This is a genomic window from Salinimonas chungwhensis DSM 16280, from assembly GCF_000378185.1.
GTDB classification, from domain to species: domain Bacteria; phylum Pseudomonadota; class Gammaproteobacteria; order Enterobacterales; family Alteromonadaceae; genus Alteromonas; species Alteromonas chungwhensis.
Window position 1 is genome coordinate 563,573 of the sequence record NZ_KB899376.1, and the last position, 19,769, is coordinate 583,341.

The 19,769-nt window shown below is 47.4% G+C and carries 16 protein-coding genes; 1 reads left to right on the forward strand and 15 read right to left on the reverse strand.

Going from position 1 to position 19,769, the window contains the following annotated elements:
* Positions 1-4: 4 nt before the first annotated feature.
* The 5 genes from crcB to lrp form a co-directional block, all read right to left on the reverse strand.
* Positions 5-388 (reverse strand): fluoride efflux transporter CrcB, encoded by a 384-nt coding sequence (gene crcB / locus F458_RS0102635; RefSeq protein ID WP_018981820.1) that lies wholly within the window; start codon positions 386-388, stop codon positions 5-7.
* Between the two features lies 1 nt (position 389).
* Positions 390-1,700: a replication-associated recombination protein A gene (locus tag F458_RS0102640; RefSeq protein WP_018981821.1), complete on the reverse strand. Its 1,311-nt coding sequence runs from the start codon at positions 1,698-1,700 to the stop codon at positions 390-392.
* Positions 1,700-2,335, reverse strand: a complete 636-nt coding sequence (gene lolA, locus F458_RS0102645; protein ID WP_018981822.1) for an outer membrane lipoprotein chaperone LolA — start codon at positions 2,333-2,335, stop codon at positions 1,700-1,702. The genes F458_RS0102640 and lolA overlap by 1 nt, the downstream gene beginning before the upstream one ends.
* An 11-nt stretch (positions 2,336-2,346) precedes the next feature.
* Positions 2,347-4,857 carry a DNA translocase FtsK gene (locus F458_RS0102650; RefSeq protein WP_018981823.1) on the reverse strand — a complete coding sequence of 837 codons (2,511 nt, stop codon included), beginning with the start codon at positions 4,855-4,857 and terminating at the stop codon, positions 2,347-2,349.
* Between the two features lie 179 nt (positions 4,858-5,036).
* The gene (gene lrp, locus F458_RS0102655; RefSeq protein WP_018981824.1) at positions 5,037-5,522 is read right to left on the reverse strand and encodes a leucine-responsive transcriptional regulator Lrp; all 486 of its coding nucleotides are present in this window, start codon (positions 5,520-5,522) and stop codon (positions 5,037-5,039) included.
* Positions 5,523-5,649: 127 nt separating this feature from the next.
* Between lrp and ald the strand changes: the two genes are divergently transcribed.
* A complete protein-coding gene (gene ald, locus F458_RS0102660) occupies positions 5,650-6,780 on the forward strand; it encodes an alanine dehydrogenase (protein WP_018981825.1) in 1,131 nt (376 codons plus the stop codon).
* Between the two features lie 56 nt (positions 6,781-6,836).
* Here ald and pyrF read toward each other — a convergent pair whose 3' ends face one another.
* From pyrF to gyrA, 10 genes are all read right to left on the reverse strand, one after another.
* Complete coding sequence (gene pyrF, locus F458_RS0102665) at positions 6,837-7,553, reverse strand: orotidine-5'-phosphate decarboxylase (protein ID WP_018981826.1); 717 nt, start codon at positions 7,551-7,553, stop codon at positions 6,837-6,839.
* On the reverse strand, positions 7,543-8,712 hold the full coding sequence (gene lapB, locus F458_RS0102670) for a lipopolysaccharide assembly protein LapB (protein ID WP_018981827.1): 1,170 nt from the start codon (positions 8,710-8,712) through the stop codon (positions 7,543-7,545). Before lapB ends, pyrF begins: the two co-directional genes overlap by 11 nt.
* Position 8,713: 1 nt before the next feature.
* Complete coding sequence (locus F458_RS0102675) at positions 8,714-8,974, reverse strand: LapA family protein (protein WP_018981828.1); 261 nt, start codon at positions 8,972-8,974, stop codon at positions 8,714-8,716.
* A gap of 113 nt (positions 8,975-9,087) precedes the next feature.
* On the reverse strand, positions 9,088-11,439 hold the full coding sequence (locus tag F458_RS0102680; protein WP_018981829.1) for a PilZ domain-containing protein: 2,352 nt from the start codon (positions 11,437-11,439) through the stop codon (positions 9,088-9,090).
* 158 nt (positions 11,440-11,597) lie between these two features.
* Entirely contained in the window at positions 11,598-11,885 is a 288-nt protein-coding gene (gene ihfB / locus F458_RS0102685) for an integration host factor subunit beta (protein ID WP_018981830.1), read from the reverse strand.
* An 86-nt stretch (positions 11,886-11,971) separates the two neighbouring features.
* Positions 11,972-13,639: a 30S ribosomal protein S1 gene (gene rpsA, locus F458_RS0102690; protein WP_018981831.1), complete on the reverse strand. Its 1,668-nt coding sequence runs from the start codon at positions 13,637-13,639 to the stop codon at positions 11,972-11,974.
* Between the two features lie 114 nt (positions 13,640-13,753).
* Entirely contained in the window at positions 13,754-14,431 is a 678-nt protein-coding gene (gene cmk, locus F458_RS0102695; RefSeq protein ID WP_018981832.1) for a (d)CMP kinase, read from the reverse strand.
* A 124-nt stretch (positions 14,432-14,555) separates the two neighbouring features.
* A complete protein-coding gene (aroA, locus tag F458_RS0102700; RefSeq protein WP_026294440.1) occupies positions 14,556-15,839 on the reverse strand; it encodes a 3-phosphoshikimate 1-carboxyvinyltransferase in 1,284 nt (427 codons plus the stop codon).
* Positions 15,840-15,843: 4 nt separating this feature from the next.
* A complete protein-coding gene (serC, locus tag F458_RS0102705; protein ID WP_018981834.1) occupies positions 15,844-16,929 on the reverse strand; it encodes a 3-phosphoserine/phosphohydroxythreonine transaminase in 1,086 nt (361 codons plus the stop codon).
* 93 nt (positions 16,930-17,022) lie between these two features.
* Positions 17,023-19,710 (reverse strand): DNA topoisomerase (ATP-hydrolyzing) subunit A, encoded by a 2,688-nt coding sequence (gene gyrA / locus F458_RS0102710; protein ID WP_018981835.1) that lies wholly within the window; start codon positions 19,708-19,710, stop codon positions 17,023-17,025.
* Positions 19,711-19,769: the final 59 nt, after the last annotated feature.

A 19,769-nucleotide genomic window follows, 5' to 3' on the forward strand; every position in this document is an offset into this window, starting at 1 on the left:
ATTTTTATCCTTTCGTCATTACTATGGCTAACCAGCCAGCCAGTAGACAAAGCGTGACATTGAGCAATATATTCGCTGCCGCCTTTATCCAGAGGCCATATTCCAGCAGGGCCAGTGTTTCAATTGAAAATGTAGAAAATGTGGTAAGTGCTCCCAGCAGACCAACTCCGACAAGCGCGCGGTAGGGGGACTCCGCCAGGTCATATTGCTCGATGGCCACATATAACAGTGCCAGGCAAAACGACCCGAGTATATTTACTGCAAGTGTACCAAAGGGAAGAGATTTTCCAAACCAGGAATCCAGCTGATTGGTGAGAAAATAACGTAGGCAGGCTCCCAGAGCTCCGCCGGCGCCTATATACAGATAAACAACCCACCCATTCGACACCTTAGCGCTTCCTGTTACTCTGTTGGTTAAGCTGATCCAGAAATTGACGCTTGGCCTGGAGGGTTTTCTCCATACCCCGCTCTTTAGGTTCATAAAAGCGGGTGCCCGAGAGTTCTTCCGGCAGGTATACTTCCCCGGCTGCAAAAGCATTAGGCTCATCATGAGCGTATCGATACCCTTCCCCATGGCCGAGTTCTTTCATGAGCTTTGTCGGTGCATTACGCAGGTGATTGGGCACCGCATAGTCTGGGGCTTCACGAGCAGTTCGCATGGCGGCTTTAAATGCGGTGTATACCGCATTACTTTTCGGCGCCAGTGCGCAATAGACTGCAGCCTGGGCTATAGCACGCTCTCCTTCAGCCGGTCCCACCCGGTGAAATGTATCCCAGGCGCTTACGCATAACTGCATTGCCCGGGTATCAGCATTGCCAATATCTTCTGAGGCAATGGCCAGAAGTCGTCGTGCGACATATAAGGCATCGCCTCCACCATTTAATATCCGCGCGTACCAGTAAAGTGCCGCATCCGGATCTGAGCCTCTGACTGACTTATGAAAGGCTGATATCAAATCATAAAAAGCGTCACCCTGCTTATCATAACTGGCAACTTTTTCCCCGACCGCCTGCTCGATATCAGATAAAACAATAGTCTGCGCACTGGTAAAATCAGCAGCCAGTTCAAGGTATGTTAATAATCGGCGGGCATCGCCTCCGCACAATCCGATTAATGCCCGGCGGGCATCTGCTTCCAGACTCAGCGAACGGTCACCCAGACCCCGTTCAGCATCACTCAAAGCACTGTCCAGTAAGTCATTAAGCGCATCTTCATCCAATGCTTTGAGGACATAAACCCGTGCTCTGGAAAGCAAGGCCTTATTAAGTTCAAAAGAGGGATTCTCTGTGGTAGCTCCCACAAACGTAACCGTGCCTGATTCGACGTAGGGCAAAAAAGCATCTTGCTGACTCTTATTAAAGCGATGAACCTCATCTACGAAAAGCAGCGTTCTTTGCTGATAGCGTGCATCGGCTTCGGCCTTTTCCATCGCCGCACGAACATCTTTCACTCCTGCATTAACGGCAGATAAGCGAATAACATTGGCGTTAGTGTAGCGGGCGATAAGTTCAGCCAGTGTCGTCTTCCCGGTGCCTGGAGGGCCCCACAGAATCATAGAATGGCAATGTCCGGCCTCCAGCATTTTGCGCAGGGGTTTGCCTTCGCCCACCAGATGCGCCTGACCGGTATATTCATCCACAGTGCGCGGCCGCATACGAGCGGCCAAAGGCGCAAACGGCTCGCTATCCTCAAATAACATTACCGCTGATCGTCTATGGTATAGGTATCAGGAATGGTGACTTCAAATTGGCTCAAAGCAGGCTCAAACTTTGTCTGAATGTGGTTGAACTCAAGCACACTTGTTTGCCCCTGAGCATCTTTCATAATCAGACGGCTAAGTATATCGCCGTCAAAATACAAATGCAGAGCCTGAATCTGACCAGTGCCGTCTACCGGCGTAATGCTATAGGCTGAATCTGACATCTTTTGAATAGTAAATTCAGCCCATTGTTTTTCATCGTCAGTCGTTAACAAAACGATTGGATTATCCTGAATGGCTGAAGTCTGATCGATGATAGTTACCTGCTCAACAAAGGTGTCTACATTCCAGACGGCACGCCCATCCGCAATAAGCAAAGTCTGGTCCGGGCGCTTGGTTTCCCAGCGTAATTTATCCGGTCTAGCCATCGTCAGCGCGCCGCTGGCTTCATGAATTACGGTGCCATCCATATCCTTTACAGTTTGCGTAAAGTCAGCTTTATATTGCTGCATGGTGTCCAGCTTACTCTGCAATGCAGATTTAACATCTTCTTTGTCACTGGCAAGAACGTTATAAGATAACGCCATCCAGCTTACTGCCAGGCCAGTCAGTAACAGTTTCATGGTACTTTTCATGATTAACTTTCCTAATCCTTTGGTGGTGGGGGCGCAACAACCTCACGGTTACCATTGTGTCCCGGTGAACTTACGACGCCACTTTGCTCCATTTGTTCCACCAAACGTGCTGCTCGATTGTAACCAATTCTGAATTTACGCTGTACGCCAGATACGCTCGCCCGACGACTTTCGGTAACATAAGCCACTGCCTCATCGTAAAATTCATCAAATTCCTGATCGCCCCCCTCAGGTTGTTCACCCGGCAGTAACACTTCCGCGCTGGCCTCAGGATTAAGAATCTCATCGATATATTCAGGTTCGCCACGCTTCTGCCAGTCGGCAACAACCGCGTGCACTTCGTGATCGTCGACAAACGCACCATGAACCCGCGTAGGTACAGGGCTACCCGGTGGTAGATAAAGCATATCCCCCATTCCCAGCAGCGCTTCAGCGCCCTGCTGGTCAAGTATTGTACGCGAGTCAATTTTACTGGACACCTGGAATGCAATACGGGTAGGAATATTGGCTTTTATAAGCCCGGTAATTACATCAACAGAAGGTCGCTGTGTAGCCAGCACTAAGTGGATACCCGCTGCCCTGGCTTTTTGAGCGATTCTGGCAATAAGTTCTTCCACCTTTTTGCCTACGATCATCATCATGTCGGCAAATTCATCTACCACCACCACGATACTCGGCAACTTCTCTAACGCCGGCGCTTCTGTTTCCATACTTTCTTCTGAACGCCACAGCGGATCTTTTATAGGTTCACCAGCCTCTATGGCCTTTTTAACCTTTGTATTATAACCTTTGAGATTTCTGACACCTAGCGCAGACATCAGTTTGTAACGGCGTTCCATTTCCCCTACACACCAGCGCAGCGCATTGGCCGCTTCTTTCATGTCAGTCACCACCTCGGCCAGCAGATGCGGAATTCCTTCGTAAACTGAAAGCTCCAACATTTTGGGATCGATCATTATCATCCTGACATCTTCGGGCGTCGATTTATAAAGCAGGCTTAGAATCATAACATTCACACCCACTGACTTACCCGAGCCTGTTGTACCGGCTACCAGCAGATGAGGCATTTTAGCCAGGTCAACCACTACCGGTTTGCCACTGATATCTGCACCCAGAACCATTGTTAGTGGGGAGGAATTGCTCTGGAAGGTCTCACAGCTAATTACCTCACTTAAACGCACCATTTCCCGGGTCTTATTGGGTAACTCTAGCCCTATTACAGATTTGCCGGGAATCACTTCCACCACCCGAACGGAAATAGCCGACATTGCCCGCGCCAAATCCTTGGACAGTGCAGTGATTTTACTCACTTTAACACCTGGTGCTAAATCCAGCTCAAAGCGAGTGATTACAGGGCCGGGAAAAACGCCCACAACGTTTGCCTGAATATTGAAATCTGCCAGCTTTTCCTCGACCAGCCGGGACACGGCATCCAGTTCTTCCTGCGTAATAGGGTTTTCATGGCGGTCCGGACGCTCCAGCAGGTCCACAGAAGGCATAGGCTCCTGGCTTTTTTCGTTATTAGTTACCGACGGTGCCGCAGCTTGTGGCTGATGAGTGGCTTTCTCTCCTCCCCTGCCATTGCCGGACGGTTTAACTTTTTCTTTCAGTGCGGAAACAGAAAAGCGCGGTTTAGTCTGTTCCTCTTCCTGCGGGCGAGCATTTTTCGCAGAAACATCAGACTGCTGGGTGGTCTCTGCCACTTGAGTGTCGTCGACATGAAACGGTGGCTCATCATCAACATCAAATATTTCATCGGGGATCCCAAAGGTAGGCTCCGAGCGCTGCTGTTGCGGTTCAGCCGCCTGCTTAAAGCTCGCTGTTTCAGGCGGCGGCTCGGCGCGCATACTGGTGACGTCCAGCTCATCTGAGTCAGGGGACGTTGAACGTTTGGAAAATGTTGGCAGACTCAATCGCGGGGCTTCAAAATCCAGCAGCTGCTGAGGAGCTTCCCAGGCTTTTTTGCCCGTCCATAACACCAGGTGACCCATACTATCGATTATCGTTAACCAGCTAATACCTGTCATTAGCGTAAACCCTGTGCAAAAAAAACACAGGAGTAACAATATGGTCCCCGGTACATTGAAATAGGGAATCAGCGCAGAGCTGATAACATCACCGACAAAGCCGCCGGCAGAAAAATTAAACAGATCATTGAAGTTGATACTGGCTATACCACTGGCCCCCAGGCTTATCAATAATGCACCGATAATACGCAGGCCAATAGTTAGATAGTCAAAATGTTCCAGATGCTTCACATGCTGGAACAAAAACCAGCCCAGAAATGCCGAGCAAAATGGCAGTAAATAGGCCAAATAGCCAAAACTGAATAGCAAAAGATCGGCGATCCAGGCGCCTGTCGCCCCTACCCAATTATGGACATTAAGCTGCAGTCCAGCCTGACTCCAACCCGGGTCCCCCGGATGAAAAGAAGCCAACGCCAGTAGTAAATAAAAAGCAAATACGCAGGCAATGATCATACCTGCTTCCAGCAACCGCTGAATCCCGGAAAGTCGCGCCATAACCCTAAATTTCTTTTAACCGTCTCGTGCAGCTACGCACTGTTATTAATCAGCATCCATGTATTTATCTTTTGTTTTGACAAAGATAAAACTGGCTTCGGTTTTTTTATTATAACGCTAAGCCTACCACAAAGATTTCAGATGCACCTATCTTAAGCTGTACAAAAACACAGATTTTGTTATTTCAGGTTAATTCTTACCCGGGTGGTGCTTTTTACTTCTTCCATCACAACATACGTTCTTGATTCACTCACGCCGGGTAGCCGCAATAATGTGTCTCCTAACAAGCGTCGGTAACTGGACATATCTGCCACACGTGCTTTTAACAGAAAATCAAAGTCGCCAGACACCAAATGACATTCCTGAATATCTTCATGTTCCTGTACGGCGCTGGAAAATTCGGCAAAAATGTCGACCGATGTTTTGGTTAACGTGATTTCGACGAATACCAACATGGCCGCACCCAGCTTAGCAGGCTCTACCATTGCCCGGTACCCGGTTATATAGCCTTGCGACTCCAGGCGCTTAACACGTTCCAGACACGGGCTTGCACTAAGCCCTATCTTTCTGGCCAGTTCAACATTGGACAACCGCCCGTCCTTCTGTAGTTCGTTAAGAATATTGCGATCTATTCTGTCAAGGTCCTTGGGTGTTTTAACAAGCATAGATAATTCTGCATTTTTAAATTATTGCAGAATATTACACCGAGGAAGTTTTGTTTTCAGCACATACTTTGCTTTATTTGCCAGTATACTGCGCGATCTCAATCAGTCATTCATACAGAGGGCGCTTATGCTTATTGGTGTACCCAAAGAAATTAAAAATCACGAGTACCGAATTGGTCTGACCCCAGCTGCAGTTAAGGAGTTTGTTACTCATGGCCACAGGGTAATGGTCGAGACAAACGGCGGCCTGGCGATCGGTTTTACTGACGAGATGTACGAGGCTGCGGGGGCCTCAATTGCTGCGACACCAGAAGCCATTTTTGCTGAGGCAGAAATGATTGTAAAAGTAAAAGAGCCACAACCTGACGAATGTAAAATGTTACGTAAAGGTCAAACTCTCTACACCTATTTACATCTTGCTCCGGATCCTACCCAGACTGAATTACTGGTTGAGTCTGGTGCAACCTGCATTGCTTACGAAACTGTCACCGACGATCGCGGTGGCTTGCCATTGTTAGCACCTATGAGTGAAGTTGCTGGCCGGATGTCTGTTCAGGCCGGCGCGCACTATCTGGAAATTGCTCATGGTGGCTCCGGCACGTTGCTTGGCGGCGTTCCGGGTGTTGCACCGGGCAAGGTGTTGGTGATTGGTGGCGGAGTTGTCGGTACAAATGCAGCCAAAATGGCTCTGGGGCTTGGTGCTGATGTAACGATTCTTGATCGCTCTTTACCGCGTCTGCGCCAGCTTGACGATATTTTCAATGGACGGATTAAAACCGTATTTTCTACGGTTGATGCTATTGAACATTACTCATCGAAAGCGGATTTGGTGGTAGGTGCGGTACTTATTCCTGGCGCAGCAGCACCTAAGTTGCTAAACCGCGAGCAAATTCGTGCAATGAAGCCTGGTTCGGTGTTGGTAGACGTTGCCATTGACCAGGGCGGTTGCTTTGAAACATCTAAAGCCACCACCCATCAGGATCCTGTCTACACTGTAGACGAGGTGGTTCACTATTGCGTTGCGAATATGCCGGGCGGCGTTGCCCGGACCTCAACGATGGCATTAAACAATGCCACCTTGCCTTTCGGACTTGCTCTGGCCAACAAAGGCCCTGCGCAGGCGATGCTGGATGATCCTCACCTGATGGCTGGTCTTAATGTGCATGAAGGTAAAGTGACCTATAAAGCAGTTGTTGATGCGCTGGGTGAACAACTTGATCTTACATATGTACCCGCTGCCGACGCGCTGCGTGGTTGATCTTTATTGCTGTTTCGAAAAAAACCATCCCGCGGGATGGTTTTTTATGTTCTGACTCATTTTTCTAAACTATCAGTGACTTGCTGTAAAACGTCCAGTGGATTAGAAGCTTGCGTAATAGGCCGTCCCATTACCAGATAATCGACCCCCGCTGCGATTGCGTCTGCCGGCGTCATTACACGTTTTTGATCACCAGTATCGCTACCGTGAGGCCTGATTCCGGGGGTAACTAATAAAAAGCCAGCCGGTATAACTTTGCGCAGTGATTCAGCTTCTTTAGCGGAACATACAATGCCATCCAGCCCCGATTCCACTGTCAGGCTAGCCAAACGACCGACTTGCTCGGCCACACTTACATTGCCGTTAATCTGCTCCATCTGCGCATTGTCCATGCTGGTGAGCACGGTCACAGCAATAAGTTTCGTCTGCGGATGGCTGCTGCCCCGCACTGCTTTTAGAGCCGCTTCCATCATTGGTTTGCCGCCACTGGCATGAACGTTAACCATCCACACACCCAGTTCGGCTGCAGCTTTACACGCCTTAGCCACCGTATTGGGAATATCGTGAAATTTCAGATCCAGGAAGACCTCAAACTGACGGTCAACCAAGTCTCTGACAAACTCAGGCCCGAATAAAGTGAACATCTCTTTACCAACTTTCAGCCGGCACATTTGGGGGTTAATTTTATCAACAAACGCTAACGCTTTGTCTTTATTATCGTAATCCAATGCCACGATAATTTTGGGATCTACGCTACTCACCTTACTCTCCATCCAGCCCTTTTATCGGCTTAACTACATTCCACTTTTTACAGGAAGGACACAACCAATATAGTTTTCGTCCCGAAAAACCACAGCTGACGCAGCGATACTGAGGGCGCTGGGCTATTTGATTTTCGACCAAATCTTTAAGTAACTGCAGGCTTTGTGTGGAGGCCTTATCGTCAATTTGGTCAATGTACAGCCCCATGAGGGTTTTGAACCCTTTCATGGTAGGTCGTTTGTGAAGTTGCTCCAGCAAGTAGTTTGCTGCCTGAACAGTTTCTCCTTTGCGCAATAGCACGTCGACCATAGCCAGATAGGAAGTTGCGCATTCTTGCCAGTGTGACTCCAGCTGCCGGGCGAATGCATCCCAGTCACCTGTTTGTTCAGCAATGATTTCGAGCTTGGGTACAGCCTCGCTGAACCAGCTAATATCGCGCTCCGCCACCTGAACAAAGTACGCAGTGGCGTCTTTATATCGCGCCTGTTCCATCGCCATCTGGCCTAACAACAGCCATGGTCGGACAGCACGCTCATCAGCATTTACAGCGCTTTGAAGTAGTTCCAGTGCGACGCTGTCATTGTCACTTTTTCGCTCTATCAGGGCCTGTTCACAGTAAAAGTGCGCAAGTCTTTCACTTACATCGTCATTATCGCCGTGGCAATCTACCATTCTGCCAGCCAGCTCAATCGCCCGGCGCCACTCTTTGGTAGTCTGGTAAATGTTGAATAATTGCTGCTGTGCAACGACATAGTGTTTGTCACTGTTGAGCAATTGCAAAAACGCATTTTCCGCTCGTTCAAGAAAACCAGCCTGAACATAATCGAGACCAAGCTCTTTAAGGGCATTTTCACGCTGAGTAGATTGAATTTCTTCGCGGGAAACAAGATTTTGATGGACTCGGATGGCGCGATCAATCTCGCCCCGATGTCGAAAAAAGTTTCCCATTGCTATATGCGTTTCTACCGTATCACTGTTCAGATTTATCATCTTAATGAGGGTGTCAACCGCTTTATCAGGTTGGTCAGACAGCAAAAAATTCAGACCACGGAAATAATGTCGGGATAATATGCTGGACTGTTCCCGCTGCGCCTGGCGAACACTATTGCGCCCCATAATCCAGCCATAACCTGCTGCGACGGGCAAAAGTAGGAACAGCAACTCAAGCATATTAGTTGTCTTTTAAGGCCTTTTTCAAACGACTTCGGGTGCTTGTCAATTGCACTCGTACTGTTAGCCAGCTTGTCAGCATAATGAGAAACCCAATTATTACGCCAATTGCCAGCGATATCGCAATCAACGTGGATATCCTTATTTGCGCTTTCGCAATCAGATAATTGACCGAGATAATAGCTTCATTCTGGGAGCCAATAGCAAATGCCATAACCAGAAGAAACACAATAATCAGAAGTGAAATAATTCCTTTCAACACAAGCGCCCTGTTTACTTAAGGTGCTCATGAGCATAGCAAATTGGTGGACTTGTTGATATCACTAGTTACTATATTTGAAGTAAAAAAACACGCATTATCGTCTTTGCCAAAGGTTATTTTGCCGCCTTTCCCACCACAGGGACTGGCGTCTTTTTCTTTACCAACACTGGTTTCAATTTAGCGCTCGTAAGTGCAGTCTGAAGCGCTGACTCATTGCTAAGATAAATCACGTGCGTATAGGACCCCTGCATATTCAGCATCTTTTCATACATCACCTTATCTACCTTTGACAGCTGTGCCAGGCGTTTTTTGGTCATTGATGAGACTGAATTATCACACTGTCTGGCCTGAATTCTGGTTACGCATAACTCTGTTTTCTCTTCGCTAAGGTGTAAACTGATGTTTTGTCGCAGAGATTTGTACAGGTAGTCATCTTCTTTTATGTAAACGAGTTTCTGATCAGCCTTTCGCTGACAATGAATTACACCACTTTGCCATGACTTTGATTTGAGTATCGTCTGTAATAATGCTGATTTAGGCTTTGACTCTCCCTGATCGGCAAAAAAGCCGTGCAGAGGTGCAATGTTTTGCTCTTGTGAGAATGGGTAGAGATCCTGAGAGTCTTCGTCGATGTACAGTGTCTTGATTCTATCAAGTAAAAATCGGTTAGCTACACACAGAACACTTGCTGATGGGTGATGCCGCATCGCAAGCTCCCATACGAAACGCTGCATCATACGTTGTAAACGAGCTGTGTCTTTGCTCCTGAAATAACTGGCATTGGTTTCAAGATATTGCAAGATAGCCTGTTCAACTTTAGCCCCTACGGGTAGCTTCAGACGTAATAAACCGGTTTTTTCACAGTAATACACAACCTCGTAGCGCTCATTTTTGATTCGAAAGTCGGGGGCAGAGACTTTTACCACTGCGGAGATTTTAGCTTTAGGCTCTGGCCGGGACAGGTATAATCTCATCCCATGAGCAGAAATATCTGTGAGTTTGGCTTCTGCAGTGCTTAACAGGCCCATTTTTACTGCGGCAGGTTTATTGATATTGTAGCGCGGCTCATTGCGGCGATCTAAACCGTCTTCAACCACAAAGTCTATTTTGTGTCGCTTTGTATCCGCTAATAAGTCTTTGTGAACGGGCCCCAGCTGACATGGCTCTAGCAACGCCTGCGGCGTTATTCGTTCGCTGATATCGGTGTAAAACAGAATATGCGATAACGTGTCAAGATCGCTGTGTTCGCCACGGGTAATATCATGCGTTGCAAAAGCGACTTTTTTATTTTCTTTATCAATCGCACTGAGTCTGCAGTGAAAGCACTGCATATCTTTTTCTCGTGACAGTAAATAAATAATGGGGGTGAAGAGGTTATATTCCAGTAATTGACGATGGGTTGCTTCAATCTGCAGTTCGCCGTGCTTTGTTTTCAATGTTCCCCTGAACAAGAAAGCTTCAGAAAAAATCTCCAGTTCCTGAACTAAAGCATTGAAATTTGATTTACCCTCAAACGCAGTCAATGAATTATATCCGCGGTTTTGTTTACTGTTTGCGTTAGTAAACAGAGCGAGAACCGGTAATAGCACGCTTCCGCTGCGTTTAAGTGCCACTGGTACCCATGGGCTATTGATCAAGACCCGGTCCCGTTCAAGATCCTGCATGGCACGTTCAACTTCCAGGTCACGTTTCAAGGGATGTTGGTATGCCGCGCCCTGAATATACTTGCTAAGGTGAGAAGCAACTTTCGATTCATCATCATTGCTAAGCGTGAAATGTGTCTCATACTTTTCAGTATCTTTGTTAAAGGTAAGCCTAGCCACCCTATACTCAAGCAGCCGATCCTTACCATTTGCACCAAACACCTCGGGCATCTGAAACGCATACACCTTGTTCTTTTCTATCCGTGGCGGACGCTTGCTTTCCAGAACCATAGTTTCACTTGCTAATGCAGCTACAGTGAAATTGCGACCTTTTTCAAACTCAGGACAGGCAACCTGAAAATTTGGTGCAATAGCAATATCATCACCAAATTGAATGTCTTTTAACGATTGTGTTTCCACTGTGAACGCATCGACAATTTTCTTGTACTGTTCTTTTTTAATATGGGCCTGATAGAAATCAGAATTTGTGATGGACTCGAAAACGCCTACCGTGTAGCGGTTTTGATAAAAAGAAGATTCTGTTTTTAGAATATGCGTACCCACCTTATCCAGGCGCATATCCACACCGAAATGTTGAAACTTAATAACCGGAAACTGGGCAAAAGCGGAATTATCCGCCGGAGCATCCGTTAAAGAAGATAAACGAACGACTTCATCACGAACTATTTTGCGAACACTACTAGGAATACGCTTGGAGAAACGGTTGAGGCCTTCCAATAAGCGATTTTCTTGTTCATAGGGGATCAAAGCCCGAATCAGAGCCTGATATTGTTTTATAATTTTTTGTTCTTCACCAGGCATGACGCAATACTGATATTTTGGTCTTAGCCTGAATAATATATAACCCTTTTATAACAGTGGTCAATAGACAGTTAGTCTTAATAATCCAGAGCAAAAAATCAGATACAAAAAAGCCGCAATTTACATTGCGGCTTTTTTAATTGAATTACCTTTGGCTACTAGGCTATTGATGCGTCGACACGTTCCCGAAGTTCTTTACCCGGCTTAAAATGAGGTACATATTTTCCGTCTAATTCGACGGTTTCCCCGGTTTTGGGGTTGCGACCTGTTCTCGGTGCCCGGTAATGAAGAGAAAAGCTACCAAATCCGCGTATTTCTATGCGTTCACCCTTTTGCAGTGTTTGTGCCATTTGCTCAAGGATTTCTTTGATCGCCAGCTCTAAATCTTTAGCAGGAAGGTGACGGTATTGATCCGCGAGCCGCTCAATCAGTTCCGACTTGGTCATAATAACCTCTTTGTCTTTAAATGTTTAATCAGCTTCTTCACATCAATATACGCCAGATAATTCAATCTGGCGCACCTTTTATCGCATTATTCGCCTTTTGCGGCTTTAAATGCTTCTGCCATTGCGCTGCCGAAACCGCCATCGTCTTGATTAACTTTATCGATAGCTTCTTTTTCGTCAGCCTGGTCTTTCGCTTTAACAGAAAGATTTACTGCACGGTTCTTACGATCGACGCCCATGAATTTGGCTTCAATAGACTCACCGACGTTAACAACTTCTGATGCATCTTCAACACGATCGCGAGCCAGGTCAGCAACACGGATGTATCCGTCTACTTCCTCTGCAAGGTTAACCGTGACGCCTTTAGCATCAACAGCGGTAACGGTACCGTTAACAATAGTACCTTTCTTGTTTGCAGCAAGATACTGGTTGAACGGATCTTCTTCGATTTGCTTGACGCCCAGAGAAATACGCTCACGCTCAGGATCTACCTGCAGGACCACTGCTGAGATTTCGTCACCTTTTTTGTAGTCACGAACCGCATCTTCGCCAGATTTGTTCCAGCTGATGTCAGACAGGTGAACCAAGCCATCAATGCCGCCGTCAAGGCCAATGAAGATACCGAAGTCAGTAATTGACTTAATCTTACCGGTAACTTTGTCGCCTTTTTCGTGGGACTTGGCAAATGTTTCCCAAGGGTTATCGATACACTGTTTAAGACCCAGAGAAATTCGACGACGCTCTTCGTCAATTTCCAGAACCATAACTTCAACAGTGTCGCCCAGGTTAACAACCTTAGACGGATGGATGTTTTTGTTAGTCCAGTCCATTTCAGAAACGTGAACCAAACCTTCAACACCGTCTTCAATCTCAACGAAACAACCATAGTCAGTCAGGTTAGTTACCTGGCCAGAGATCTTAGTACCTTCTGGGTAACGCTGAGAAATATCCTGCCATGGATCATTGCCCATTTGCTTCATACCAAGAGATACACGCTGCTTCTCTTTGTCGAATTTCAGGACTTTAACATTGATTTCATCACCAACGTTGACGATTTCACTTGGATGCTTAACACGCTTCCAAGCCATGTCAGTAATGTGAAGCAGGCCGTCAACACCGCCCAGGTCTACGAACGCGCCGTAGTCCGTCAGGTTCTTAACGATACCTTTGATTTCATGACCTTCTTCAAGGTTAGCCAGCAACGACTCACGCTCAGCACTGTTTTCAGCTTCGATAACAGCACGACGGGAAACAACGACGTTGTTGCGTTTTGCATCAAGTTTAATAACTTTAAACTCTAGCTCTTTGCCTTCAAGGTGAGTAGTGTCACGAACAGGGCGTACATCTACCAAAGAACCGGGCAAGAACGCGCGAACACTGTTAACTTCAACAGTGAAACCGCCTTTAACTTTACCGTTAATAACACCGATAATGGTTTCTTTCTCTTCGTACGCTTTTTCAAGCTCTACCCACGCTTCGTGGCGTTTCGCTTTTTCACGAGAAAGTACAGTTTCACCGAAACCGTCTTCAACGGCATCAAGAGCAACATCAACAGAATCGCCGATTTCGATCTCTAATTCGCCGTCTGCGTTTTTAAATTGGTCTGCTGGGATAGCACTTTCTGATTTCAAGCCCGCATCTACCAGTACGATGTCTTTATCGATAGAAACAACAGTACCTTTTACGATAGAACCTGGACGTGTTTCCAGTTCCTGTAAGCTTTCTTCAAAAAGTTGTGCAAAATTTTCAGTCATAAGGTCAGTTTAATTAAATAGTTGAAATCCACACTACATTCCGGCTAATGTGGGGTTATTAAAATTTATCGCTACATCCGTATTGCGATTAGTTGCTTTGGTGCTATCCGCCGGTCACGTTTTAAGGCAAGAGGAGATAACTTCCATCGCTTTTTCAAAGACCTGGTCAATATCCAGATCCGTAGAATCAATTACTAAAGCATCCTGAGCAGGCACTAATGGCGCAACCGCGCGTTGTGTATCACGCTTGTCGCGAGCCTCAATATCGCTCAAAAGGCGCGCAATATTAACATCTGCGCCTTTCTCTTTCAACTGGGTATAACGACGCTCCGCTCTGGCCTTTGCGCTGGCGGTAAGGAATATCTTCACCGGCGCATTGGGGAAAACGACTGTACCCATGTCCCGACCGTCAGCAACGAGACCAGGCTCCTGCTGAAACGCCCGCTGACGACGCAATAACGCTTCACGTACCCTTGGCAACGCCGCAACCTTTGAGGCTACTGCGCCAATTTTTTCTGTACGGATGTCGTCAGTAACATCTTCGCCTTCCAGGATAATTCTGGTCGTCTCTTTATCTGTTTCAAAGCTCACGTCCAAACCTGTGGCCAAGGGTACTATGGATTCTTCATCGTCATCCGGGATATCATGATGTAACGTTGCCACTGCTAAAACCCGGTAAATTGCGCCACTGTCTAAAAAGTGCCAACCCAGTTTCTCAGCAAGCAAACTACTAAGCGTTCCCTTACCAGCCCCGCCAGGACCGTCAACCGTGACTACGGGAATCGGATGCATACCTGCTCCAGTTATTAATAAAAGGTTAAAATCGGCCGCAATTATACGCGCTTAAAAGGTATTGGCAATGGCAGATCTACGCGGATCTGCCCGCTCGCTCGCTTTTATTAGTTGGGGTTAATATTTAATCCGAACAAAGTGAAGCAAACCGGTCAAAATAGTCGGGAAATGTTTTTGCTGTGCATCCCGGGTCATTAATGGTCACTGACGAGTTACTCAGAGCAACCAGCGAAAAGCACATCGCTATACGATGATCATTATATGTATCGATTTCTGCATGTCTGATTACAGCCGGTGGGACTACAGTCAGGTAGTCTTTACCTTCCACTACCTCAGCGCCCAGCTTTTTAAGCTCAGTGGCCATGGCATAAAGTCGGTCCGTTTCCTTGACTCGCCAGTTATAAATATTACGTATGGTAGTTGGACCAGAGGCAAACAACGCCGTAGTAGCAATCGTCATTGCCGCGTCGGGGATATGGTTCATGTCCATATCTATGCCGTGTAGGGTGCCACCTGTCACTTCAATAGAGTCATCGTGCCAACACACAGTCGCGCCCATTTTTTCTAAGACTTCGGCAAAGCGAATATCACCCTGGACACTTTGTTTACCAACGCCGGTAACGCGCACCGTGCCACCTTTAATCGCGCCGGCAGCCAGAAAATAAGAGGCGGAAGAAGCATCACCTTCCACCATAAACTGGCCGGGTGATCTATATCGCTGGCCAGCAGAAATGTAAAATTCTGCATAATCATGATTTTCAACCACCACACCAAATCTGGACATGGTATCCAGCGTAATATCAATGTAGGGTTTGGACACCAGAGTGCCCTTTATGCGAATACGACTGGCGGAATTGAATAAGGGGGCGGCCATCAACAGCGCTGTCAGAAACTGGCTCGACACACTCCCGTCAACCTCAATGATATCAGCATGCAATGCTTTGCCATGAATAGAAACTGGCGGATATCCCTCATTTTTCAGATAGCTTATATCTGCGCCCGCCTGGCGTAAGCTGTCCACTAAATCTTTAATTGGACGTTCTTCCATTCTGGGTTCGCCGGTCAGTTCAACCTGCACGTCACTGGCAGCAAGGGCGGCACACAATGGACGCATGGCTGTCCCGGCATTGCCCAGAAATAAAGATAATTTTCCGGCATGGGCAAAGCCGCCACCTAATCCCCTGACTTCGCATACTGTTTTATCAGCACTAAGTGAATAACTTACCCCCAGAGATTCAAGAGCCGCTAACATATGACGAATATCATCGCTATCCAGCAGGTTAGTCAGCGTGGTGGTGCCTTCACTCAATGCAGCCAGTAATAAGGCTCGATTTGACAAGCTTTTCGACCCGGGAACATTGACCACGCCATTAACAGCGGAAACGGGATTTAACGTTAACTGTTTCATCATTTCACCCATACTGTCGTTCGAAGTCAGTCATAAAATCAACCAGCGCCTGAACGCCCTCTACTGGCATAGCATTGTAGATACTAGCGCGCATACCACCAACAAACCGATGGCCTTTAAGTGCTTTCAGGCCAGCTTCATCGGCCAGTCTGAGGAATGTTTTATCAAGGTCAGGGTTTGCTAATTGAAAGGGAACGTTCATTTTAGAACGGCAATCCGGATGCACCTGAGAGCGATAAAAGTCTGTACTGTCGATGGCGTCGTACAACATGTTCGCCTTATGGTCGTTACGGCGGGCTATGGCGGTTATCCCCCCCTCCTCTTTGAGCCACTCAAACACAAGCCCCGCCAGATACCAGGAAAAGGTAGGGGGGGTGTTGTACATAGAATTGTTGTCGGCTGTCTGGGTGTAATCCATAAATGATGGTGTGACGCTTTGCGGTCTGCCCAGCAACGATTCGTGAACAATAACCACAGCAAGCCCTGAAGGCCCTATATTTTTCTGTGCGCCTGCGTAAATAATACCGTAACGGCTTACTTCCAGAGGTTGCGATAAAATGCATGAGGACATGTCCGCCACCAACGGCACCTTACCGGCATCCGGCAACCAGTCAAACGCCACGCCATCAACCGTTTCATTAGGGCAAAAATGTAAATATGCGGCGTCCTGGGGAATGGCGGAGGCGTCAGGTTTTTCTACAAAGGCCTTGCCATCGCGCTGAGAAATTTCACTGAGGATCTCGGCATGGTTAAATTTGTCAGCCTCGCTCACCGCCCCTTTCGACCATGAACCGGTTACCATGTGCAAAGATGTGTCCGTCGCAGCAGAGATATTCAGGGGTACTGCCGCAAACTGACCACGACCTCCCCCCTGCATGAACAGCACCTTATAATCATCAGGGATGTCCATGAGATCACGCAAATCCTGCTCTGATTTTTGCGCCATTTCGACAAAGTCAGCACCGCGGTGACTGATTTCCATCACTGACGCGCCGCCGTTGCGCCAGTTGGTAAACTCTTGCTGAGCACGTTGCATAACTGACGGTGGTAGCATGGCCGGACCGGCACTAAAATTAAACACCCGATTCATTGATTATTAATACCTGTAAACAAAACAAGCGGCACGAAGCCGCTTGTTAATTAAAAGAATGATTCATGCACTCCGTACCAGCAGTGCATGAGGTTACTCTTCTGTCGATGGCTTCTCATCACTGTTTGACAAAGGCGCGTCTTCGGCGGTTTCCACTGCCACAACCTCACCGTTTTCATCCAGTACTATTTTATCTTCGACTTCTTCAATCCGTTGCAAGCCGACAACAGATTCACTTTCTGCTGTACGGATCAGACGTACCCCCTGAGTGTTTCTGCTCACAACCGAGACTTCCTCAACCCGGGTTCTTACCAACGTACCCTGATTGCTGATTAGCATGATTTCGTCCGAATCATCAACCTGCACGGCGCCGACAACTTTACCGTTGCGTTCAGATACCTTGATTGAAACAACGCCCTGGGTTGCCCTGCTTTTTGCCGGGTAGTCAGCTAATGGCGTTCGCTTGCCAAACCCATTTTCAGTGGCAGTTAGGATGGCTCCCTCACCACGCGGAACAATAAGCGACACCACACGCTGGCCTTCCTGAAGTCTGATCCCACGAACTCCAGTCGCAGTTCGGCCCATCGGACGCAGCGCCAGAAGTTCTTCACCTGTTTCTGGATCACGTTTCACGTCGCCCGTTTCTGAGTCACGTAGTTTCTCATTAAACCTTACGACCTTACCTTCATCACTGAACAGCATAATGTCATCGTCACCATGAGTGATAGCAACGCCAATCAGCTCGTCACCCTCATTGAGGTTAACTGCAATAATACCGCTTGAGCGAGGGCGTGAATAAAGACTCAGATCTGTCTTTTTCACCGTGCCGTTAGCCGTAGCCATCAGCACAAATTTGCCCTCTTCAAATTCCTTAATTGGCAAAATTGCAGTGATACGCTCGTCTGCTTCCAACGGTAATATGTTAACTATTGGGCGGCCCCGGGCATTACGGCTGGCAAACGGCAGCTGATACACTTTTAACCAGTATAACCGTCCACGCGTTGAGAAACACAATATGTGGTCGTGGGTATTGGCAACCAGTAATCGCTCGATGATATCTTCATCTTTCATCTTCGTGGCTGATTTACCTTTGCCCCCGCGACGCTGTGATTCGTAATCTGACAGCTTCTGATATTTCACATAGCCTTCGCGGGATAAGGTAACCACCACTTCTTCTCGTTCGATAAGATCTTCTATATCGATATCATGGCTGGCAGCGGTAATTTCAGTACGACGGGCATCACCGAATTCGTCACGCACCTTTTCAAGCTCTTCACGAATGACTTCCATCAGACGCTCTGGTGAGCGCAGGATATAAAGCAACTCGGCAATTTGATCCAGCAGCTCTTTATACTCACCTAAAATCTTTTCGTGTTCCAGACCGGTAAGCTTGTGCAGTCGCAAATCCAGAATAGCCTGCGCCTGTTGTTCGGTTAGGAAGTATTTATCATCACGAATGCCAAATTCGGGTGCCAACCAATCAGGGCGGGCAGCATCATCACCTGCGCGATCAAGCATTTCCGACACATCACCAAGTCGCCAGCCCTGCGCGACTAGGGCCTGTTTGGCCTCCGCCGGACTGGGGGATGCTTTAATGAGCTCGATAATCGGATCGATGTTGGCTAACGCAATAGCCAGACCTTCCAAAATGTGCGCGCGGTCACGGGCTTTTCGCAGTTCAAAGACAGTACGGCGGGTAACGACTTCCCGACGATGCAGAATAAAGCATTCCAGCACTTCTTTAAGATTGAATACTTTCGGCTGGTTGTTATCCAGCGCTACCATATTGATGCCGAATACCGTTTGCAACTGGGTATTAGCATACAGATGGTTCAGCAATACTTCGGCTGATTCATTACGCTTGACTTCGATTACAATGCGCATTCCGTCTTTATCAGACTCATCGCGCAGAGCAGAAATGCCTTCAATCCGCTTCTCTTTTACCAGTTCAGCTATCTTTTCGATAAGCCGGGCTTTATTCACCTGATAAGGAATTTCGTTAACGACAATCGTCTCTTTGCCGTTATCTTCCGTCTCTATATCCGCTTTAGCTCGCAGATATATTTTACCCCGGCCGGTACGATAAGCCTCTTCGATACCCTTGCGACCACTTATCTGGGCAGCCGTGGGGAAATCTGGACCCGGGATATGCTGCATTAAATCATCAATGGAGATGTCAGGATCTTCAATTAATGCTATGCAACCATTGATAACTTCATTGAGATTATGCGGTGGGATATTAGTCGCCATACCAACAGCTATCCCGGAAGAACCGTTCACCAGCAGGTTCGGCACTTTAGTAGGTAGCACTTCAGGTATAAATTCAGTGCCATCGTAGTTCGGCACAAAATCGACGGTTTCCTTGTCCAGATCGGCGAGCAGTTCATGGGCAATTTTCGCCATGCGAACTTCGGTATAACGCATGGCCGCTGCAGAGTCTCCATCGACCGAACCGAAGTTACCCTGACCGTCTACCAGCATGTACCGCAGTGAAAAAGACTGCGCCATCCGAACAATGGTGTCGTAAACGGCGGAGTCACCATGCGGGTGATACTTACCAATAACATCGCCGACCACGCGGGCTGACTTTTTATATGGCTTGTTGAAATCGTTTTTCAGCTCGTTCATCGCAAATAATACGCGACGGTGAACAGGCTTCAGGCCGTCTCGCACATCCGGAAGTGCACGGCCTACAATAACGCTCATCGCATAGTCGAGATAAGAAGTCTTAAGCTCCTCTTCTATATTGACGGGGAGAATTTCTTTAGCGTTATCAGTCATAAACTGCTTTTTCCCTTAACTTAGGTTTGCTGTGCGCGATTTAAATATGCCCCAGATTC